The organism is Ruegeria meonggei (assembly GCF_042768335.1).
Lineage (GTDB): Bacteria > Pseudomonadota > Alphaproteobacteria > Rhodobacterales > Rhodobacteraceae > Ruegeria > Ruegeria meonggei.
In genome coordinates this window covers 1,720,454-1,739,488 of the sequence record NZ_JAXHBT010000001.1, presented here as the reverse complement: position 1 = coordinate 1,739,488, position 19,035 = coordinate 1,720,454, and the positions used below count along the sequence as shown (strand labels likewise).

Sequence of the window (19,035 nt, the reverse complement as noted above, 5' to 3'; positions counted from 1 at the left end):
TCGGGATTGCCATCCGTGACGCCATTCCAAATTGAAACTTAGCAAGTTTACAGTTTTCCCGAATGAGGTTGCCAAAAATTTGCAAATTTGCCGATTGCCGCTTTGGTCCCGCGACTTCAGCGTATAATGTGCGCCAAATTTCACAGGGGATTATCGCCATGAAAGACATCCTTTCCGAGCTTGAAGACCGTCGCAACGATGCGCGTCTGGGAGGTGGGCAAAAACGTATCGACGCGCAGCACGCGCGAGGAAAACTGACAGCGCGCGAGCGCATCGACCTGCTGCTGGACGAGGGCAGTTTCGAAGAGTTCGACATGTTTGTCAGCCATCGCTGCACCGATTTCGGGATGGAAAATCAAAAGCCTGCGGGCGATGGGGTCGTAACCGGCTGGGGTACCATCAATGGCCGCATGGTTTATGTCTTCAGCCAGGACTTCACAGTTCTGGGCGGGTCGGTTTCAGCCACTCATGCGCAGAAGATTTGCAAGATCATGGATATGGCAATGCAGAACGGCGCGCCAGTGATCGGGATCAACGACTCAGGCGGGGCGCGAATCCAGGAAGGTGTCGATGCGCTTGCGGGTTATGCCGAAATCTTCCAGCGCAATACCATGGCATCGGGCGTGATCCCGCAGATATCGGTCATCATGGGCCCCTGCGCTGGCGGCGCGGTGTATAGCCCGGCGATGACGGACTTTATCTTCATGGTCAAAGATACCTCTTACATGTTCGTGACCGGCCCTGATGTTGTGAAGACCGTCACCAATGAGGTCGTCACCGCCGAAGAACTGGGTGGGGCATCGACCCATACCAAGAAATCCTCGGTTGCGGATGGCGCGTTTGAGAATGATGTCGAAGCCTTGGCAGAGGTGCGCCGCCTGGTCGACTTCCTGCCGCTCAACAACCGCGAAAAGCCGCCTGTGCGTCCTTTCTTTGACGAACCCGGCCGGTTGGAGACGTCGCTGGATACCCTGATCCCGGACAATCCGAACACGCCGTATGACATGAAGGAACTGATCACCAAAGTGGCGGATGAGGGTGATTTCTACGAAATTCAGGAAGATTTCGCCAAAAACATCATCACCGGGTTCATCCGGTTAGAAGGTCAGACAGTGGGCGTCGTGGCAAACCAGCCGATGGTTCTGGCCGGGTGTCTGGACATCGACAGCAGCCGCAAGGCTGCGAGGTTTGTGCGATTCTGTGACTGTTTTGAGATTCCGATCCTGACGCTTGTGGATGTGCCGGGTTTCCTGCCGGGCACCTCGCAGGAATATGGCGGTGTGATCAAGCATGGTGCGAAGCTGCTGTTTGCCTATGGCGAAGCGACGGTTCCCAAGGTGACCGTGATCACCCGCAAGGCCTATGGCGGGGCTTATGACGTGATGGCGTCCAAACATCTGCGCGGCGATTTCAACTATGCCTGGCCCACCGCCGAGATCGCGGTGATGGGTGCCAAGGGCGCGACCGAAATCATCCACCGCGCCGATCTGGGTGACTCTGACAAGATTGCGAAACACGCGCAGAACTACGAGGACCGGTTCGCGAACCCGTTTGTCGCTGCCGAGCGGGGCTTTATCGACGAAGTGATCATGCCGCAATCTACCCGCCGACGCGTGTCCCGGGCTTTTGCCAGCCTGCGAAACAAGTCGCTGAAGAACCCGTGGAAAAAGCACGACAATATTCCACTGTAAGGAATTTGTTCGATATGCCCCTTCTGGCCGGACACCCGTTGGAAAAGTCCAATGATCTGGCCAGAAAGATCTGCACACGAGCAAGTTTGACTTTGAGGCCAAAACTGCTAAATGAAATGCCCTATTGAACATAGAAAAGCGCGGGCCAAAAGCCATGCGCGCGCGACCCCGGAGAGAGGAGCTCACCGGTGGTGGGTCTGGGGTTGCGCCTTAGTTCTGGCATTTCTTGGCTGGTCATCCCCCATTTTGGCAGAAACAGAAACCTTGCTACCGGTGCCTTCTGGGCAACCAGTGCACCTGAGCGATGTTCTGCTGGACGATAATCCAGGCGAGCTTTGGATCAGGTTTCGGTTCATCGCTCCAAAGATCGGATCGACCGTTGGGCGGATCGGCTATGACGTCGCCTCGGCGGATATGGAACATCTTTGCAAAACACTGGCGGTTGCCTACGTCGCCAAGTACGAGCTGGATCCCGCGCGGGTTGTGATTTCCTTGTCTGACCGACCCATTGAGTTCGGGCGTTCCTCACCAGATGCCACGCAATTTTTTGAAGCCTACCGACTGGACCAATCCCAGTGTATCTGGGAGGGGCTCTGACCATGAAACCTCGTCTTCAAAACGTCAGAGCGTTTCTGGATATCAATGCGGCTTTGGAGGTACGCGACATGACCCCGTTCTGTACCGGGTGCGGTTTTCTTCACCCTGTGACTGTCAACAAGAGAGAGGGGACGGCATGCTGAAACACCGCGGCTTTCCCGGACGTCTGACTGGAACCGATTTTCAGTTCACCATTCGTCGGGCCAATCCGAAGGGGGCAACCCCGCTGACCCGCCGCGAACGGTTCCGCGATCGCAAACCGGCCGACAGGCGCGCAGACGCGGGCTTTATGAAGGCGTTGTGGGAACAGTTTGGCGACCAACCGTTCGAGCGCGGAAATCTGGACGCCGGACGCCTAAGCTGGCTGTTCGAGCGCGAAGTTCTTCCCGCCGAAGATCCGTTTGATCCGGCAAGCTATGATGCGTTGTTGGTCATTGATCCGGATGCGCTGCGAGTGTCCTTTCCCGACATATACGACGGGGTGCGTTAAGCCGTGCTATCCGCTGTCGCACATAGGTTTTGGGGAATATCCCCGAAGAAAGCCCTGCCCGTAGGTGGGCAGGGGGGACTTGTGCGTTCAGAAATTCAACTGGGCCGCCGCCTGGACACGGTTGCCGTCAAAGGTGCGTCCCGTCGTGGCGTCGTTGCGTTCGCCATAGATGTATTCGGCGCTGAGGGTCAGGTTGTCCGTCGCCTTGTAGAAGGCATTGACGTGGATCGTCTCAAGCTCGGTAAAGGCCAACGTGCCGGTAGAGGTAGGCAGATCGTAGTCTTCTTTGCCGTAGGCGATGCCGACATTCCACTTAGGGCCGATATCCTGGCGGAACTCGATGGTGTAACCATCCACGTCATTGGCCTGGCCGCCGACAATGGGATCTCCCAAACCAATAAGATAGGGGCCAAGCGCCTCGCCGTTCACGTAATTGACCTGAAACAGGCCGCCTTCCCACGGGCGGATCGAACCGGACAGGGTGAAGCCGGTCTGATCGACCTCGGTACTGCCACTTTCAGCAGTTCCGTACAGAGCGGCCACACGCGCGATGTACTTTCCGTCGTTGTATTCAGCGGAGGCGGTCAGCACCGGATCCTCAGAGTTCGAGCCGCTGACATTCTCTTCGACGGCGACGGCAAAGGACGCGTTGGTTCCGAATGTGTTGGTGTACCGCACCTGCGGCACACGCGCGAAAGCGATACCGACAGGGCCGTTAAATTCGACCGAGGTCGGGTAAGTGTCCAGGGGCTGAAAGTTTGTCCAATACTGGCCGATCAGCCAAGTGTCATTAATCCGGATATTGGCGTGACGCAGCCGGAACTCGGCCGTTCCGTTCGAAGCGAACAGATCAACCTCCAGTTGCCCGTCGATATCGCCCAGGGCGCTGGGTGTGCTGGTCCGCAATCCGATCCGGGACTGGCGGACCGTGGCGCCAAACGTGCCGCTGGTCGCAGCCGAGGGTTCGCCGATCACGTTCACGAACGCCGTATCGCCCTGATCGAACTCGAAGTCATAGAAGAAGTCCGCCTTGACGTAGCCATAGACGTCCAGGGTGGTGCTCCCGATCCGCAAATCTCCAGTTCCAGCACCGGGGTTGGCAGCCTCCAACGCCTCGACCCGGGCGCGCAGAGCCTCCAGTTCCGACTGGGTTTGCGCATCGTCGGCAAAGGCAAGCGTGCTGGTCATACCAAGAGCAGAAGCAGCGAGCATAAATGCCTTTTTTCTATTTATAATCATACGGATGGTTCCTTTTGTGCGAATGTGCACGGGAACCGTTCCACGGGGTGCTTTTTCTGTGAAATCACGAGATCGGCACAAACTGGGCCGAAATTCTCGAGAAGATTTGCGAAACAAGACGTGCGCTTTCACTCATCGGTGAAACAGCCGTGTAACATCCGATGTGAACAAGAGTTTCTGGCGGGGTTTGCAGCCGCGGCACGTGATGTGGCGCATGCAGAATTTGTAGAAAATGCGCCCGTTTGTAACGGGAGTGTGACGCTCTTGCCGGATGGCGTGAACAATTCTGCCAAATCACCTATCGGCACGTTTCTGCGCGGAAATTCGCTGGATGGGCAAATTCCAGCCGGAAAATTCGCGCAAAGCGAATCCCCGTTTGCAGCTTCAGCTACACCGTGCATGCTGATCGGGCCGTGCGGCTCTACTTTGCCTGCGTCGCACAAGCACCTACTATTCCGTACCCCTTCCTTCCGCGGGCAGGCTTGTGGTTCCCACATAGTCCTGCCCGCGTTTTTCTTTGTGCGCGTTTTAGCCGAATGGCAGCAAAAACCTGCGCAAAATACCGAATTCCCCCGCCTGATATTGAATAACAAGCGGTGTTCTCGGCATCTGCCCTCAAATACATCAAGAAAACCAAAAGGGCAGAACACATGCGAAATTCACGACTATTCCTGGCACTTGCGACCTGCGCAGGGCTTGCGGCCTGTGGCGACAGTACGGGTGAACAGGCGTTGCTTGGCGGTGGAGCAGGGGCGGTGGGCGCGGCGGTCGTCAGCGCCGATCCGTTGTTTGGTGCCGTGCTCGGCGCAGCGGGCAACGTGCTCTACTGCAAGACACAGAACAACTGTAGATAACTCTTGGATTTTCGGGGCGTCCGTCGCCCCGACCGTCATCGCGCAGCTCGCCGTTGTGGGGTCAGGCCCCGCAGCGGCGTTTTGCGTTTCCCGAACACCAATACAAAGGACATTCCATGTTCAATAAGATCCTGATCGCCAACCGGGGCGAGATCGCCTGCCGGGTCATCAAGACCGCCCGCAAGATGGGCATCGGCACCGTTGCCATCTATTCGGACGCGGACAAGAACGCGCTCCATGTGTCGATGGCAGACGAAGCCGTCCATATCGGTCCGCCTCCCGCGAACCAGTCGTACATCGTGATCGACAAGGTCATGGAAGCAATCCGTCAAAGCGGCGCGCAGGCAGTGCATCCGGGATACGGGTTTCTGTCGGAAAATTCGAAATTCGCCCAAGCGCTTGAGGCCGAAGGCGTCGCATTTGTTGGTCCGCCTGTTGGGGCGATTGAAAGCATGGGCGACAAGATCACCTCGAAAAAGATCGCGCAAGAGGCGGGGGTTTCGACGGTTCCTGGTTACATGGGCCTGATCGAAGACGCGGACGAGGCGGTGAAGATCTCGAACGAGGTTGGTTATCCTGTCATGATCAAAGCCAGCGCCGGTGGCGGTGGCAAGGGGATGCGGATTGCCTGGACGGATGAAGAGGCCCGCGAGGGGTTCCAGTCCTCCAAGAACGAGGCCGCGAATTCGTTTGGGGACGACCGGATTTTCATCGAAAAATTCGTCACTCAACCGCGCCATATCGAAATTCAGGTTCTGTGCGACAGCCACGGCAACGGCGTCTATCTGGGCGAGCGTGAATGCTCGATCCAGCGCCGGAACCAGAAGGTGGTGGAAGAGGCTCCGTCGCCGTTCCTGGACGAGGCGACCCGTAAGGCCATGGGTGAACAGGCCGTCGCCCTTGCCAAGGCTGTGGATTATGCCAGCGCCGGAACCGTCGAATTCATCGTTGATGGCGACAAGAACTTCTACTTCCTAGAGATGAACACCCGCCTGCAGGTGGAACACCCGGTGACCGAGCTGATCACCGGTGTCGATCTGGTTGAACAGATGATCCGCGTGGCTGCGGGCGAGGAGCTGTCGATCACGCAGGATGACGTGACCCTGACAGGCTGGGCTATTGAGAACCGTCTGTATGCCGAAGATCCTTATCGTGGCTTCCTGCCGTCCATTGGCCGTCTGACCCGCTATCGTCCACCGCAGGAAATTGCTGCGGGTCCGTTGCTGGTGAACGACAAATGGCAGGGTGAGGCCCCCGCCGGTGACGCTGCCGTACGCAACGATACCGGCGTTTTTGAGGGCGGCGAGATCAGCATGTATTATGACCCGATGATCGCCAAGCTCTGCACCTGGGCTCCGACCCGTGCGCAGGCGATCGAGGCAATGCGCGTTGCGCTCGACAGTTTTGAGGTCGAAGGGATTGGGCACAACCTGCCGTTCTTGTCCGCCGTGATGGACCACCCGATTTTTGTCAGCGGCGACATGACAACCGCCTTTATCGCCGAGGAGTATCCCGAAGGGTTTGAGGGCGTTGAACTGCCTGTGGATAACCTGCGCCGGATTGCTGCGTCCTGTGCCGCTATGCACCGTGTGGCCGAAATCCGCCGCACCCGCGTGTCGGGACGGATGGACAATCACGAACGCAAAGTGGGCAAACGGTGGGTCGTCACTCTGCAGGGGCAGGATTATGCCGTGCAGGTTAATGCCGATAAAGAGGGCGCAACGGTTAAATTCGAAGACGGGGCCACCCTGCGCGTCACCTCGGACTGGACACCGGGGGATCAGTTGGCGGTGCTGGATGTGGATGGCAGCCCATTGGTTCTGAAGGTTGGCAAAGTGTCGGGCGGATTCCGCATCCGCAACCGGGGCGCAGATCTGAAAGTGCACGTGCGCCGCCCGCGTCAGGCCGAACTGGCCCAGCTGATGCCCGAAAAGCTGCCGCCCGATACCTCGAAAATGCTGTTGTGCCCGATGCCCGGACTGATCGTGAAGATCAATGTCGAAGTGGGGCAGGAGGTTCAGGAAGGTCAGGCGCTGTGCACGGTCGAGGCGATGAAGATGGAAAATATCCTGCGCGCCGAGAAGAAGGGCGTGGTCGCCAAGGTCAACGCAGGCCCCGGCGATAGCCTGGCCGTGGACGATGTGATCATCGAGTTCGAATGATCATGATTGCGCTTTTGTCATATGCCTTGCAGACCCCGGTGTTTTACTCCGGGGCCATAAGGCGTGGCCAAAGTGCTCAACCGCCCTCGCGCCGCTCGCGGATCTCGCGTTGGCGCAGGGGGGTCTTGTCGATAGACCGGCCAATCTCGCGCCCGCTCCACGGGCTGGGTTTACGCAGTTTGACAACGCCGTCTTTGTCGACAAACACCATCTGGAACCCGCGCGGGCGCAGCTGCGACCTGATCGGGGACCGGGCCGAGGGATCAGTGTCGGTCAGAACCACCACTTCACGGTCACGCATCGCCGCCTCATCTTCCAGTAGCAGATCGATCTGCTGTTGGAATCGCGGATCGGCCGGCGTGTCGGCAAAGACCACAATAGGGCGATTGACCCATAGGTATTCGCTCAGGTCGCTGTCACCGACAGGTCGGACAAAGCTGTCATCTGCAGGCGCAGACCCGTCGGCGGCCAGTGCGGCCAGCGGGAATAGTGCCGAGAAAACAAGGGCAAGCGTTCGTGTCATGGGGCCTCCTGTTGGATTGAATATAGCCCCTGCGCCGGTGAATGCGACCGTCGAAATGCATGCAGCGTTCAAAATGTTGCGCATCACCCTGCCTGAACGGGCAACACCAAGGATCATACCGCGCGGGCCACGACCCGGCGCGAACCGGATTGAGAAAAGGAAATCGCAATGACCGATAGGAAAGACTGGCAGGCGCTGGCCGAGAAAGAGCTGCGCGGGCGCCCGTTGGACGACCTGACCAAGGAAACGCTGGAAGGTATCGACGTCAAGCCGCTCTATACACAAGAAGACACTGCCGATCTGCCGCATATGGGCTCCATGCCCGGGATCGGGCCGTTTACCCGCGGCGTGAAGGCCACGATGTATGCCGGCCGCCCCTGGACCATCCGGCAATACGCGGGGTTTTCCACGGCCGAGGAATCAAACGCCTTTTACCGCCGCAATCTGGCCGCCGGTCAACAGGGGGTCTCGGTTGCTTTCGATCTGGCCACGCACCGGGGTTACGACAGTGACCACCCGCGCGTGGTCGGCGACGTCGGCAAGGCCGGGGTAGCTATCGACAGCGTTGAGGATATGAAGATTCTGTTCGACGGCATTCCGCTCGACAAGGTCTCGGTCTCGATGACGATGAACGGCGCGGTGATCCCGATCCTGGCCAGCTTCATCGTTGCAGGCGAAGAGCAAGGGCACGACAAATCGCTGCTGGCGGGCACAATTCAGAATGACATTCTGAAAGAGTTCATGGTGCGCAACACCTATATCTACCCGCCGGAACCGTCGATGAAGATCATCTCGGACATCATCGAATATACCTCGAATGATATGCCGAAATTCAATTCGATCTCGATCTCGGGTTATCACATGCAAGAGGCCGGCGCGAACCTGGTGCAGGAATTGGCCTATACGCTGGCCGATGGGCGCGAATACGTCCGCGCCGCCACCGAGGCCGGGATGGATGTGGACAAATTCGCCGGTCGGTTGTCGTTCTTCTTTGCCATCGGCATGAACTTTTTCATGGAGATCGCCAAACTGCGCGCGGCCCGCACGCTGTGGCACCGGGTGATGACCGATTTCGGCGCAAAATCCGAACGCTCCAAGATGCTGCGGACCCATTGTCAGACATCTGGCGTCAGCCTGCAGGAGCAGGACCCCTATAACAACGTGATCCGCACTGCATATGAGGCGATGAGCGCGGTTCTGGGCGGCACGCAAAGCCTGCACACCAACGCGCTGGACGAAGCCATCGCGTTGCCCACCGATTTCTCGGCCCGTATCGCGCGGAACACCCAACTGGTGCTGCAAGAGGAAACCGGCGTCACCGACGTGGTCGATCCGCTGGCGGGGTCTTATTACATCGAAAGCCTGACCAATGAGCTGGTCGAAAAGGCCTGGGCTCTGATGGAAGAGGTCGAAGAGATGGGCGGTATGACCAAGGCCGTGGCCTCGGGTATGCCCAAACTGCGGATCGAGGAAAGCGCCGCGCGTCGTCAGGCGATGATTGACCGGGGCGATGAGGTCATCGTCGGCGTCAACAAGTACCGCAAGGAAAAGGAAGACCCGATCGACATTCTGGACGTCGACAACGTCGCCGTGCGCGAAGCGCAGGTCGCGCGTCTGGATCGCATCCGTGCGACACGCGACGAGGCCGCATGCCAACAGGCGCTGGACGCGCTGACCAAGACCGCCCGCGAAGGTGGAAATCTGCTTGCTGCGGCGGTTGAAGCCGCGCGGGCCCGTGCATCCGTGGGAGAGATCAGCATGGCAATGGAAAAGGAATTCGGCCGTCACCGCGCCGAAGTAAAAACGTTGGCCGGTGTCTATGGGGCTGCTTATGAAGGCGACGAAGGCTTTGCCGCGATCCAGAAATCCATCGAAGAGTTTGCCGAGGCCGAAGGCCGTCGCCCCCGCTTGCTTGTGGTTAAGATGGGTCAGGATGGCCACGACCGCGGTGCCAAGGTAATTGCGACCGCCTTTGCCGATATCGGGTTTGATGTCGACGTTGGCCCTCTGTTTCAGACCCCGGCCGAGGCCGCGCAGGACGCTGTGGACAACGACGTTCACGTGGTTGGCATTTCGTCTCAGGCCGCTGGGCATAAGACCTTGGCCCCGCAGTTGGTAGAAGAGCTGAAAAAGGCCGGAGCCGAAGACATTATCGTGATTTGCGGCGGCGTCATTCCGCAGCAGGATTACCAGTTCCTGTATGACCATGGCGTCAAGGCGATCTTTGGCCCGGGCACCAATATCCCTGAGGCGGCACAAGATATCCTGAAGCTGATTGGCGGATCAAAGGGCTGATAAGAGGTTCTTGACCGAAAAATCTTGTGATTGCGCGCCATTGGCGGAAACATGCGACCAGATCCCTTTGGGTCTGGTCGTTTTTTTTAAAAGGAGGCGCGCGTGTTACTGGATCACTTGGCTGTTGCAGGCGAAACGTTGGAAGAGGCATCCGCCCATATCGAACAGGCCTTGGGCGTATCGCTGCAGGCGGGTGGCAAGCATGAAAAGTTCGGGACGTACAACCGGCTGCTTGGTTTAAAGGACGGTTTGTATCTGGAAGCGATCGCCATCGATCCGCAGGCCCCAAACCCCGAACGGACCCGTTGGTTTAACCTGGATCAGTTCAACGGGGCGCCGCGGCTGAGCAACTGGATTTGCAAGGTCCCGGACATCGCGGCTTCGCTGGAACTTTTTCCTGACGGGGTTGGTACGCCCATCGACCTGACGCGGGGCGCGCTGCGGTGGCAAATGGCGGTTCCTCCGAATGGGCGGTTGCCTTTTGACAACCTGTTTCCGGCGCTCATTCAATGGCATGGCGATCTGCACCCCGCACAGATGTTGCAGGACAGCAGCTGTCGACTGGATCGTTTGGTCGTGTTTCACCCGGACGCGCTGGATCTGGCCAAGCTGCTGGGGGCGCTGGATCGGGTCGTGTTCGATACCGGCCCTGCCGCCTTGCTGGCAGAGTTCGACACGCCGCATGGCAAACGTGTGCTGGAATGATTATTCGCCCGGCCCAAGCCGGAGATGCCACTGCAATCGCCGAGATCACCAACGCGATCATCCGCGAAACGCTGATCACCTTTACCACCATTGAGCGCAGCCTCGACAGCATAGCGACTGACATCAATGCCCGTGGTGCAGCCTATCTGGTGGCCGAGGTGGAAAGGCAGGTTCTGGGCTTTGCCACTTACGGCCCGTTTCGGTCCGGACCCGGCTATGCACAGAGCCGTGAGCACTCGGTTCAACTGTCGCCCAAAGCGCGGAACCAAGGGGCAGGGCGGGCGCTTATGACCGCTCTGGAGGATGTCGCGCGGTCTGAAGGCGTGCATGTGCTGGTCGCCGGAATATCCTCGGCCAATCCGGGGGCAGTGGCGTTTCATGCAGCGTTGGGTTTTGAGATAACCGGCCAGATGCCTGAAGTTGGTTTCAAATGGGGCAAACGGCTGGATCTTGTGCTGATGCAGAAAATTCTTACGCAGGATTAATCTGTCGCACCTGACAGTCCCGAAATCGGACGTTAGGGTACGCTCATGTCGATCTGGACCCGCATATCCGACGCGCTGAGCGCGCTTGCCCAAGGCGAAAGCCTGACCGATGTTTTTGAGAAACTGCGCTCGCCGCCCGAACGCTCGGTCGCGTTTGCGATTGCAGTGATCGCGCTGGGCGCAAAGATGGCCAAGGCCGACGGGCAGGTAACGCGGGATGAGGTCACGGCCTTTCGCGATGTGTTCCAGATTGCCCGCGATGATGAAGCCGGCGCAGCCCGGGTGTTTGACATGGCCCGTACCGATGTTGCCGGGTATCAGGATTATGCCCGCAAGATTGCGCGTATGTTTGCGGATGACAGCACCACGCTCTGCGATCTGATGGAGGGTTTGTTTCACATCGCGATGGCGGATGGGTTCTACCACCCGAACGAAGATGTGTTTCTGGAAGAGGTCAGCCGGATTTTTGGTCAGACCGATGCTCAGTTCCTTGCCTTGCGGGCTCGCTTCGTACCGGATGCGCCCAAGGATCCTTACACGGTTCTGGGGGTTCCCCGCGACATGGCTGTACCAGACATCCGCAAGATCTGGCGGCAATTGGTGCGTGAGACGCATCCCGACGCCATGATGGCGCGCGGCGTGCCCGAAGAAGCTGTTCGATTGGCCGAGAAGAAGATGATCGACATCAACCGTGCCTGGGACGAGATCAACGGCGCCGGGGCCTGACAGGTGCGGATGGCGACTTACAATATTGAATGGTTCGCCAACCTGTTTAGCCGCCGCGATGAACTGGTTGTAGATGACAGTTGGTCCGGCCGTCACGACGTCACCAAGGCGCAGCAGGTTGAGGCCATCGCCAAAGTGCTAACGGCAATTGATGCGGATGCAGTGCTGATCGTCGAGGCGCCCAATACCGGCAAAAAACAAAACACAGTCCGCGCGTTACAGAACTTTGCCGAGGCGTTTGACTTGCGCACGTCAAATGCCGTGATGGGTTTTGCCAATGACACCCATCAAGAGCTTGCATTGCTGTATGACCCGAAAGAAATACAGGCGCGCCACGACCCGGTTGACGGCAATTCACTGGCCCCCCGTTTCGATGACGTCTTTCGCATCGATCTGGATATCGACGCCACCGAAGACCTCGTTCGGTTCTCCAAACCCCCTATGGAATTGACGGTTCAAACCAGCCGGGGCAACACGCTGCGCATGATTGGTGCGCATCTGAAATCCAAAGCGCCGCACGGGGCTGGATCACGGGATGAGGCGATCCGCATCTCAATCGCAAACCGGCGCAAGCAACTGGCACAAGCCGTTTGGTTGTCCCGTCGGGTTGCGGCACACATCGTGGCAGAGGAACAGGTTATTCTGCTAGGTGATTTGAACGACGGGCCGGGGCTGGATGAATTCGAACATCTGTTCGGGCGATCATCGGTAGAGATTTTGCTACAAGCCGGGCTGTTTGACCCCCATGCGGTCACCGCCCACGGCGCGGGATCCGGCCCGGTGCCCTCAACAGCACGATTCACCCGCCCCGGGGGTCAGTTTCTTGAGGCGCTGCTGGATTACATCATGATCAGCGACGGATTGCGTGGGCATCGTCCCGAATGGCGCATCTGGCACCCGTTTCACGACACGAGCTGCCGCGACGCCCCTGATTTGCAGGCGGCGTTGCTGACCGCATCTGATCACTTCCCGGTCACTCTGGATATCGACCTATAGCCTTTCATCGCGGCGCGGCAGGGCCTATATTTCAACTCATGAAACATCTTATTGCGATCTGTGCGCTATCTGCCGCCCTGATCACGCCTGCACATGCCGAGGAAGACACTGGAAAATCCCTGATGGAACAGGGGGCTGAGTTGTTCTTTGAGGGCTTGCGGCAGGAAATGGGGCCTGCGCTAGAGGATCTGCAGGGACTGGCCGATCAACTGGGCCCGGCCATGCAGTCCTTTATCGAAGAAATGGGCCCGGCCTTAGCCGAGCTGGGCGCAGAGATTAAAGATTGGAGCGCCTATGAAGCGCCCGAGATCCTGCCCAATGGCGACATCATCATCCGCAAGAAACCAATCGAAGATCTGCAGGACCCACCAGATCAGACCGAAGAAGACCCTGACGGCGCGACGGAAATCTAAGGTCTATCCTTTGATGACCACGTGAACCTCGGACTTGAGGGCATTGGTCAGGGAATTCAGCCGCGCTTCGGCGACTTCGTTGAAAAGTGGCCTTGCGTTTGCGGGCAGACGCAGTTCCAAGAGACGCTTCTTAGGGAAGAACCGCAGGTTGCCCATTGGCGCGTCGCTTTGCATCCACAGCATTGCGCCAAATCGCATCGCCTTGCCCAGTATCTCTGCTTGTTTCTGGTCCTTTTCGTCCAGTAACTCGTATAGCGGAGCGAACCGGTTGCCCTCGCGCTTGTTGCGGTAGCGGTGTTGCAGCGCAAGGCCGATGAAAATCCTTTCGGAATGCTTCAGCCCGCCCAGATTGGCTCGGGTTACATTGTCAAAACAGACTTCAGCCCGGTAATCGGGGTGGGCGCGCCAGCTGACGTCATGCAACAGGCAGGCCGCCTGAATCAGCCGCACCCGGGCGAGTGGGGCGGATTTGAACAGTGGCATCACAAAGTCATACAAGTGTTTGCCAAAGCCGGGCAGGCGGGCATCCTTGGCCTCGGAAAAGCGGCTGGCCTCGATCAGCGGATCACGGTCGCGCAGGTTTTGCGGCATTTGTTCGTACAGCAACCCTTCGCGGATGCCATAGCTTGAAATCGCGATGTCCTTAGGCTTGAACGTCCGGATCAGCCGGGCCAGTACGTCCATCGCATAGGGGATCAGCGCCATGCGCGAGCTTGAGACACCCGCCTGACTGCGCATCTTTTCCGGATCACCTTTTTCGATGAACTTTATGGTCTCGCGCACTTGCCTGGTGGTCATGCGGTATTCGTGCAAAACGTTCAGCGGGTAGCCCCGGCGCAGCATGTCCAAACGCGCAAAGGCGCGCCAACTGCCGCCCACAAGGAACAGACGGTCGCGTTGGGGGCCCATTTGATCACGCAGGTCTTCCATTGTGCTTTTGATATGCGCTTTGCGTGCCCGGCGCCCGCCCTTGATGTCGCGCAGTTTCAGTGGCCCCAGAGCCGATGTCACACGGCGGCCCACGTCTCCGTCACCTATCTCGGCCAACTCCATCGAGGACCCGCCTATGTCGCAGATCAAACCGTAGGCCCCTGGCCAACCCAGCAACACACCTTGGGCAGACAGGCGCGCCTCTTCCCCGCCATCGATGACTGAAACGGTTAGGCCAATCTCTGATTCGACCTCCCGGCAGAAATCCGGGCCATCCTTTGCCTCGCGTACGGCGGCGGTGGCAACAACGTGCAGACCAGGAAGACCCAGATCGTCGGCCAACCGCTGAAATCGACGCAGCGCCGACAGGGCGCGGTCGCGTCCGCGCGGATTGAGACGCCCGGTTTCAGACAGCCCAGCCCCCAGTTCGCACATGACTTTCTCGTTGTAGAAATACGCCGGAGAGCGCGCCGCCCCGTCGAAAATCACCATCCGGACCGAGTTCGATCCGACATCGACCACTCCAACGCGCGACAGGGCGCGGGCTTCGGGGTCGTCGAACAATGGCCTTTGGAAGGGCCCCCAATCCGGGATTTCGGTTTCGACGGTCTGATCCATGTCTCTTCCAGATTATCCGGGCGCAGTGTGCGAAATCACCGGGGGTGGGTCAATTGTCAGCTTCGCTATCAGTAGGTTCGGAATTCAGAATTCTGACCGCCAGCGCGCGTGTGATCTCTCGTTTTTCAGAAAGGGCAATCTGGTCCAGCCGCGTCACCACTTCGGCTGCTGTTTCAAAGCGGCGGTCCATATGTTTGACCAGATAGGCAATGACTTCGGGGCCTGGGTTCAACTGCCGGTCGACGAACAGCTTGGCCAGAACAGCCCCCAACAATGCGTCATCAGGTGGGTCCAGTGCGACGTGATGCGCGCCCTCAATCCGGCTTTGCAGATCTGGCAGCGGCAACTGCCACAGGTTTGGCGGCAACCGACCGGTCATCAACAAGGCATGCCCTTCAGCCAGCACCAGATTGTGCAGGTGAAACAGGGTTTTCTGTTGCTCGGGGTCATCAGCGATCATGGGCACGTCTTCAACCGCGATGGCCGAGCAGGCAAGATCAGGCACATCGTCATATCGCAGATCACTGGCCAGGATGATCCGGCCACCTGTTTCGGCGGCCCACACATGTGCCAGATGCGTCTTGCCAGCCCCGGCCGGGCCAGTGAGCACCAGCTTGTTGCCGGGCCACGAGTTGGCCGAGATCATCGCAACGGCCAGAGCGTTGGCGGGCGAGACAAAGAAATCCTCGCGCCCCAGCGCAGTTTTGGCCGGAAGATCAAAGCTCAGCTGTCGGACCATTTACTCGTCGTCCTGGTTCAGCCCTTCGAGGCCGGTATACAAGCGGCTATCCAGGTAGATCGAAGTGCCGAACCTGGCCACAACGCCCAATGCTGCGGCAACGGGCACAGCGATCAGCATGCCGACAAATCCGAACAGCGCGCCAAACACCGACAGCGCCAGCAACAGCCAGACCGGATGCAGGCCAACCGAACTGCCGACCAGCTTGGGGGTCAGGAAATTGCCTTCGGTCACCTGACCCAGTGCAAAGATACCGGCGACCAATCCGATCTGGGCCCAATCGCCCCAGAACTGGAACAAGGCAAGGCCAATGGCCAGCGTGCCGCCGATCAGGGCGCCAAGATAAGGTACAAAGGTCACGAGTCCTGCGATGAACCCGACAATCAGCCCGAATTGTAAGCCGACAGCCATCAGTGCCACGGCATAATACGTGCCAAGGATCAGGCAGACAGTGCCCATACCCCGCACGAAGGAGGCCAGAACTGCATTGATCTCGCCAGCGAGGCGATTGATGGTTGGAGCGTGGTCTCGGGGCAGCAGTTCGCCAATGCGGGCGATCATGCGGTCCCAGTCCAACAGCAGGTAAACGGTGACCACCGGGACGATGACCAGCAATACCACCACGTTGATCGCAGATCCCAGCGAGGCGACAACTGATTGCAGAACGTCCCCGGTTTTGGATTGCAGCGTTTCACCCAACGACACCAGTACCTGATGTGAACTGGATTCGCGATCCAGCAGAGACGGGAATTGCTTTTCGACGAAGCCGCGCAGCTCTTTGAGAAGGCTCGGCATGACCTCGACCAGATCGATCAACTGGGTGATCAGCGCGGGCAGCACCATCAGGATCATCAGAACAAAGCCCAGAATTCCGACGATTGTGATGATCCCCGTCGCCGCCATGCGGGATAGGCCCAGCTTTTCCAACCGGTCTGCGACAGGATCCAGGAAATAGGCAATCGCACCACCGATCACAAAGGGCAGCAAAACGTCGCCAAGTGCCCATAGCAGCAGCACAAATACGACCGAGGCAACTCCCCAGTATCTGAGCTGATCTTTCACCGGCAAAGCCATCGCTGTCCCCTTGGTTTCGGCCCTTGCTCGTGTTCTTGGCCCAAGCGGCGCTGCGATGCAAGTGCTTCATGCGTCGGCGAATTCTTGGGGCTAGTCGCTGAGCGTTCCCAACTCGGGGGTCGTGTTGTCTGCGGCCTCGTCCGGCCAGTTGGTGCGCCAGATTTCCGCTGACCAATGGCCGCAATGCACGGATGGGCGGTCAAAGCCGGGCAACGGTGGCAGTAGCGGCGCGACCACCACATCGTGGCGTGGGACACAGAAATAGGGAAAGGAATAGCGTTCCTTGCTCGACCGGTTGACCACCCGGTGTGGGGTGGATTTCAGGCGACCGCCCGACCAAAGCTCGAGCATGTCTCCGATATTGACGACAAAGCCGCCGGGGGGACAGTCCGGGGTGATCCAGCCGCCATCGCGGGTCTGCACCTCGAGCCCGCCCACCGGGTCAGGCGCGATAATGGTCAGCGCGTCGGTGTCTTTGTGGGGATGAATGCCATAGCCGTCTTCATCCGGGGATTGCGGGGGATAGTGCAGTAGCGTCATGTTGGTCATCGGGTCACTGAAGGCGTCGCGCAACTGCCGCGCAGGCAGCCCCAGGCCGGTTTCCAGCGCCGCCAGCAACACGTGCGCCACGCGGTCCAGTTGTGACCAGTAGCCAAGGATCGTTTCGCGCGCGCCCGGAACCTGGTGCGGCCAGATGTTCGGACCATAAAGCGCACAGTCGCGCCGGATCGGCACATCCGGGTGGGTTTCGTGGTGAAGCTTATAGCCCTCGTACTTATCCGCCTTGCCGGATCCGTCATTGGGGGTGAAGAACCCCATAGGGATAAAGCCGCGATAGTTGTCGCGAGTGATCGCCTGGTCCCATTTCGCATTCTCATCGATGTCGAAAATCGCCTGGACGCAGTCGCGCACCTGTTCAACGGCCGTCTGAGAGATGCCCGTGCCGGTGATCGACAGAAATCCGATCTGCGTACAGGCCTGCATCACCTGCTGGACGGTTGCATCAAACGCAGGGTGGGTGCTGTCGTATAGCGGAGCAATGTCGATCGTGGGAATGTGATCCATCAATGAAGCCTCACGCCTTGGCGGTCCAACTCGGCATGAACTGGCGCAAGGTTCAGCGTGTGCAGGTCCTGATTGCTTTTGAGCGACAGCGCCGCCGCGATCCCGGCCCCCTGACCCATGACGGCACAACAGGCCATGTTGCGTGTTGCCGCATGGGCCACCTTGTCCGCCCCGTGCGAGCGCCCTGCGACCAGCAGGCCCTTGATCCCCTTGGGCAGCATTGAGCGGTATGGCACCTGCATATACCGCCCTGTGGTGGGCAGGATCAGGATGCCATAGCCGTCGATGAATTCGGGGTAGATTCCGATCGTATCCTCGAACCGACCCTGATGGCGGGCGTCATCCTCGGTCATGTTGTAGACCGCGTCGATCTTGCGGGTGTCGCGAATGCCAATGGTCATTCCGAAGTTTCGCAGCCGGGCGTTCTCGCACCCCGGCATGAACCGGCGCAGCGCTTCGATGGCCAGCATCGACTGCCGCCGTCCTTCGATCTCTCCGCGCGTTAGGCTGTCGGGGTCGGTCCCGTCAATCTCAGCCAGATGGATCAGGTTCATATAGGTCAGCTCACCGGTGTCATGCACCGCGCCCCAGGTGCCTGCGATGGTGTTCAGATGCGGCGGGATCAGCCCCTGATCAATCGCCTGCTGAAACGGCTTGTGCACGAAGGGCGAAAACATGTCGTCCTCTTTGCCGCTGGTCTCGATGTTCCACTCACCGCCACCACCCCAATCCTTGTAGGTCTGCGGGTCGGCTTTGACGCCCTCCATAAAGGCGAGTTTGTCGACACCGGCCAGATGGAACATCACCGAGGCGGCCATCATATCCTCACGCGCCGTTTTTTGCGTCGGGGCCCCGGCGCGGTGGGCCACATCGGCGTCGCCGGTGGCGTCGATCACCACTTTGGCCAGGATCGCCTCGCGCCCGGCTTTGGATTCGGTGATGATGCCAGTGATCCGATCGCCCTCCATGATCGGGCTGACAAACTGCCGGTGCAGCATCGGGTGCACACCTGCCTCCTCGACCAGCTTATCCGCGACCAGTTTAAAGCCTTCGCTGTCCAGCTCATAACTCAGAGATTGGCTTTCCGGCACGGCCGCGCCCATGTCCCTGGCGCGGGTTTCGAACTCCATGCCGATGCCGCCAGCCTCGACCGTCTTTTCATGGCGATACCAGGCAAAACCCTCGACGCCGACGGCGGTGATATTACCGCCCATGCTGCCAAAGCGGTCGACCAGCGACACCTCGGCCCCGGTCCGTGCGGCCGCCAACGCTGCGGCCAGACCGGCAGGGCCGGAGCCAACAACCAGAACGTCCGTGGAATGGACAACGGGGATTTGACGGGCGGGTTCTTGAATGGTCTGCATGGGCGCCTCGGTGACTTTACAGTGCCGCCACATTTGACGGAGCTAACTGGCGGGTCAATCAAAAAACCG

The 19,035-nt window shown here is 59.0% G+C and carries 18 protein-coding genes; 11 read left to right on the top strand and 7 right to left on the bottom strand.

Annotation, left to right across the window (positions count from 1 at the left end; translation table 11 throughout):
* Positions 1–158: 158 nt before the first annotated feature.
* The 3 genes from SJY13_RS08535 (at position 159) to SJY13_RS08525 (ending at position 2,778) form a co-directional block, all read left to right on the top strand.
* Positions 159–1,691 (top strand): acyl-CoA carboxylase subunit beta, encoded by a 1,533-nt coding sequence (locus tag SJY13_RS08535; protein ID WP_085821269.1) that lies wholly within the window; start codon positions 159–161, stop codon positions 1,689–1,691.
* A gap of 246 nt (positions 1,692–1,937) precedes the next feature.
* Positions 1,938–2,288 (top strand): DUF6497 family protein, encoded by a 351-nt coding sequence (locus SJY13_RS08530; protein WP_377190106.1) that lies wholly within the window; start codon positions 1,938–1,940, stop codon positions 2,286–2,288.
* 136 nt (positions 2,289–2,424) lie between these two features.
* Entirely contained in the window at positions 2,425–2,778 is a 354-nt protein-coding gene (locus tag SJY13_RS08525) for a hypothetical protein (RefSeq protein ID WP_377190104.1), read from the top strand.
* A gap of 87 nt (positions 2,779–2,865) precedes the next feature.
* Here SJY13_RS08525 and SJY13_RS08520 read toward each other — a convergent pair whose 3' ends face one another.
* Positions 2,866–3,966, bottom strand: a complete 1,101-nt coding sequence (locus SJY13_RS08520) for a DcaP family trimeric outer membrane transporter (RefSeq protein WP_377190102.1) — start codon at positions 3,964–3,966, stop codon at positions 2,866–2,868.
* A gap of 701 nt (positions 3,967–4,667) precedes the next feature.
* Here SJY13_RS08520 and SJY13_RS08515 point away from each other — a divergent pair.
* Complete coding sequence (locus SJY13_RS08515; protein WP_085821265.1) at positions 4,668–4,871, top strand: hypothetical protein; 204 nt, start codon at positions 4,668–4,670, stop codon at positions 4,869–4,871.
* Between the two features lie 116 nt (positions 4,872–4,987).
* The gene (locus SJY13_RS08510) at positions 4,988–7,033 is read left to right on the top strand and encodes an ATP-binding protein (RefSeq protein ID WP_377190099.1); all 2,046 of its coding nucleotides are present in this window, start codon (positions 4,988–4,990) and stop codon (positions 7,031–7,033) included.
* A 76-nt stretch (positions 7,034–7,109) separates the two neighbouring features.
* On the opposite strand, the gene SJY13_RS08505 is transcribed toward SJY13_RS08510, so the two are convergent.
* Entirely contained in the window at positions 7,110–7,556 is a 447-nt protein-coding gene (locus SJY13_RS08505; protein WP_085821584.1) for a DUF4174 domain-containing protein, read from the bottom strand.
* A gap of 168 nt (positions 7,557–7,724) precedes the next feature.
* On the opposite strand from SJY13_RS08505, the gene scpA reads away from it, so the two are divergent.
* From scpA to SJY13_RS08475, 6 genes are all read left to right on the top strand, one after another.
* On the top strand, positions 7,725–9,851 hold the full coding sequence (gene scpA / locus SJY13_RS08500) for a methylmalonyl-CoA mutase (protein ID WP_377190097.1): 2,127 nt from the start codon (positions 7,725–7,727) through the stop codon (positions 9,849–9,851).
* A 102-nt stretch (positions 9,852–9,953) separates the two neighbouring features.
* Positions 9,954–10,556: a VOC family protein gene (locus SJY13_RS08495; protein WP_377190095.1), complete on the top strand. Its 603-nt coding sequence runs from the start codon at positions 9,954–9,956 to the stop codon at positions 10,554–10,556.
* Positions 10,553–11,041, top strand: coding sequence for a GNAT family N-acetyltransferase (locus SJY13_RS08490; protein ID WP_377190093.1), 489 nt, complete (start codon positions 10,553–10,555; stop codon positions 11,039–11,041). Before SJY13_RS08495 ends, SJY13_RS08490 begins: the two co-directional genes overlap by 4 nt.
* A gap of 45 nt (positions 11,042–11,086) precedes the next feature.
* On the top strand, positions 11,087–11,767 hold the full coding sequence (locus SJY13_RS08485) for a TerB family tellurite resistance protein (protein ID WP_377190091.1): 681 nt from the start codon (positions 11,087–11,089) through the stop codon (positions 11,765–11,767).
* A gap of 3 nt (positions 11,768–11,770) precedes the next feature.
* Positions 11,771–12,763, top strand: a complete 993-nt coding sequence (locus SJY13_RS08480) for an endonuclease/exonuclease/phosphatase family protein (RefSeq protein ID WP_085821259.1) — start codon at positions 11,771–11,773, stop codon at positions 12,761–12,763.
* Between the two features lie 38 nt (positions 12,764–12,801).
* Positions 12,802–13,176, top strand: a complete 375-nt coding sequence (locus tag SJY13_RS08475) for a hypothetical protein (RefSeq protein ID WP_377190088.1) — start codon at positions 12,802–12,804, stop codon at positions 13,174–13,176.
* A 3-nt stretch (positions 13,177–13,179) separates the two neighbouring features.
* Here the strand turns inward: SJY13_RS08475 and SJY13_RS08470 are convergent, their stop codons facing one another.
* The 5 genes from SJY13_RS08470 to SJY13_RS08450 all read right to left on the bottom strand — a co-directional run bounded on the left by SJY13_RS08470 (position 13,180) and on the right by SJY13_RS08450 (position 18,966).
* Positions 13,180–14,724, bottom strand: coding sequence for a Ppx/GppA family phosphatase (locus SJY13_RS08470; protein ID WP_377190086.1), 1,545 nt, complete (start codon positions 14,722–14,724; stop codon positions 13,180–13,182).
* Between the two features lie 49 nt (positions 14,725–14,773).
* Positions 14,774–15,463: an HdaA/DnaA family protein gene (locus SJY13_RS08465; protein ID WP_377190084.1), complete on the bottom strand. Its 690-nt coding sequence runs from the start codon at positions 15,461–15,463 to the stop codon at positions 14,774–14,776.
* The gene (locus tag SJY13_RS08460) at positions 15,464–16,537 is read right to left on the bottom strand and encodes an AI-2E family transporter (protein ID WP_377190082.1); all 1,074 of its coding nucleotides are present in this window, start codon (positions 16,535–16,537) and stop codon (positions 15,464–15,466) included. It abuts the gene before it with no gap.
* Between the two features lie 90 nt (positions 16,538–16,627).
* Positions 16,628–17,602: an isopenicillin N synthase family dioxygenase gene (locus tag SJY13_RS08455; RefSeq protein WP_377190080.1), complete on the bottom strand. Its 975-nt coding sequence runs from the start codon at positions 17,600–17,602 to the stop codon at positions 16,628–16,630.
* Positions 17,602–18,966, bottom strand: coding sequence for an FAD-dependent oxidoreductase (locus tag SJY13_RS08450; RefSeq protein ID WP_377190078.1), 1,365 nt, complete (start codon positions 18,964–18,966; stop codon positions 17,602–17,604). Before SJY13_RS08450 ends, SJY13_RS08455 begins: the two co-directional genes overlap by 1 nt.
* Positions 18,967–19,035 lie beyond the last annotated feature (69 nt).

Bases quoted from the DNA above. Each gene is read 5' to 3' on its own strand.
- SJY13_RS08535 (WP_085821269.1), top strand. From the start codon at position 159: ATGAAAGACATCCTTTCCGAGCTTGAAGACCGTCGCAACGATGCGCGT.
- SJY13_RS08465 (WP_377190084.1), bottom strand. From the start codon at position 15,463: ATGGTCCGACAGCTGAGCTTTGATCTTCCGGCCAAAACTGCGCTGGGG.
- SJY13_RS08485 (WP_377190091.1), top strand. From the start codon at position 11,087: ATGTCGATCTGGACCCGCATATCCGACGCGCTGAGCGCGCTTGCCCAA.
- SJY13_RS08525 (WP_377190104.1), top strand. From the start codon at position 2,425: ATGCTGAAACACCGCGGCTTTCCCGGACGTCTGACTGGAACCGATTTT.
- SJY13_RS08490 (WP_377190093.1), top strand. From the start codon at position 10,553: ATGATTATTCGCCCGGCCCAAGCCGGAGATGCCACTGCAATCGCCGAG.
- SJY13_RS08460 (WP_377190082.1), bottom strand. From the start codon at position 16,537: ATGGCTTTGCCGGTGAAAGATCAGCTCAGATACTGGGGAGTTGCCTCG.
- SJY13_RS08450 (WP_377190078.1), bottom strand. From the start codon at position 18,966: ATGCAGACCATTCAAGAACCCGCCCGTCAAATCCCCGTTGTCCATTCC.
- SJY13_RS08470 (WP_377190086.1), bottom strand. From the start codon at position 14,724: ATGGATCAGACCGTCGAAACCGAAATCCCGGATTGGGGGCCCTTCCAA.
- SJY13_RS08505 (WP_085821584.1), bottom strand. From the start codon at position 7,556: ATGACACGAACGCTTGCCCTTGTTTTCTCGGCACTATTCCCGCTGGCC.
- SJY13_RS08520 (WP_377190102.1), bottom strand. From the start codon at position 3,966: ATGACCAGCACGCTTGCCTTTGCCGACGATGCGCAAACCCAGTCGGAA.
- SJY13_RS08510 (WP_377190099.1), top strand. From the start codon at position 4,988: ATGTTCAATAAGATCCTGATCGCCAACCGGGGCGAGATCGCCTGCCGG.
- scpA (WP_377190097.1), top strand. From the start codon at position 7,725: ATGACCGATAGGAAAGACTGGCAGGCGCTGGCCGAGAAAGAGCTGCGC.
- SJY13_RS08455 (WP_377190080.1), bottom strand. From the start codon at position 17,602: ATGGATCACATTCCCACGATCGACATTGCTCCGCTATACGACAGCACC.
- SJY13_RS08475 (WP_377190088.1), top strand. From the start codon at position 12,802: ATGAAACATCTTATTGCGATCTGTGCGCTATCTGCCGCCCTGATCACG.
- SJY13_RS08515 (WP_085821265.1), top strand. From the start codon at position 4,668: ATGCGAAATTCACGACTATTCCTGGCACTTGCGACCTGCGCAGGGCTT.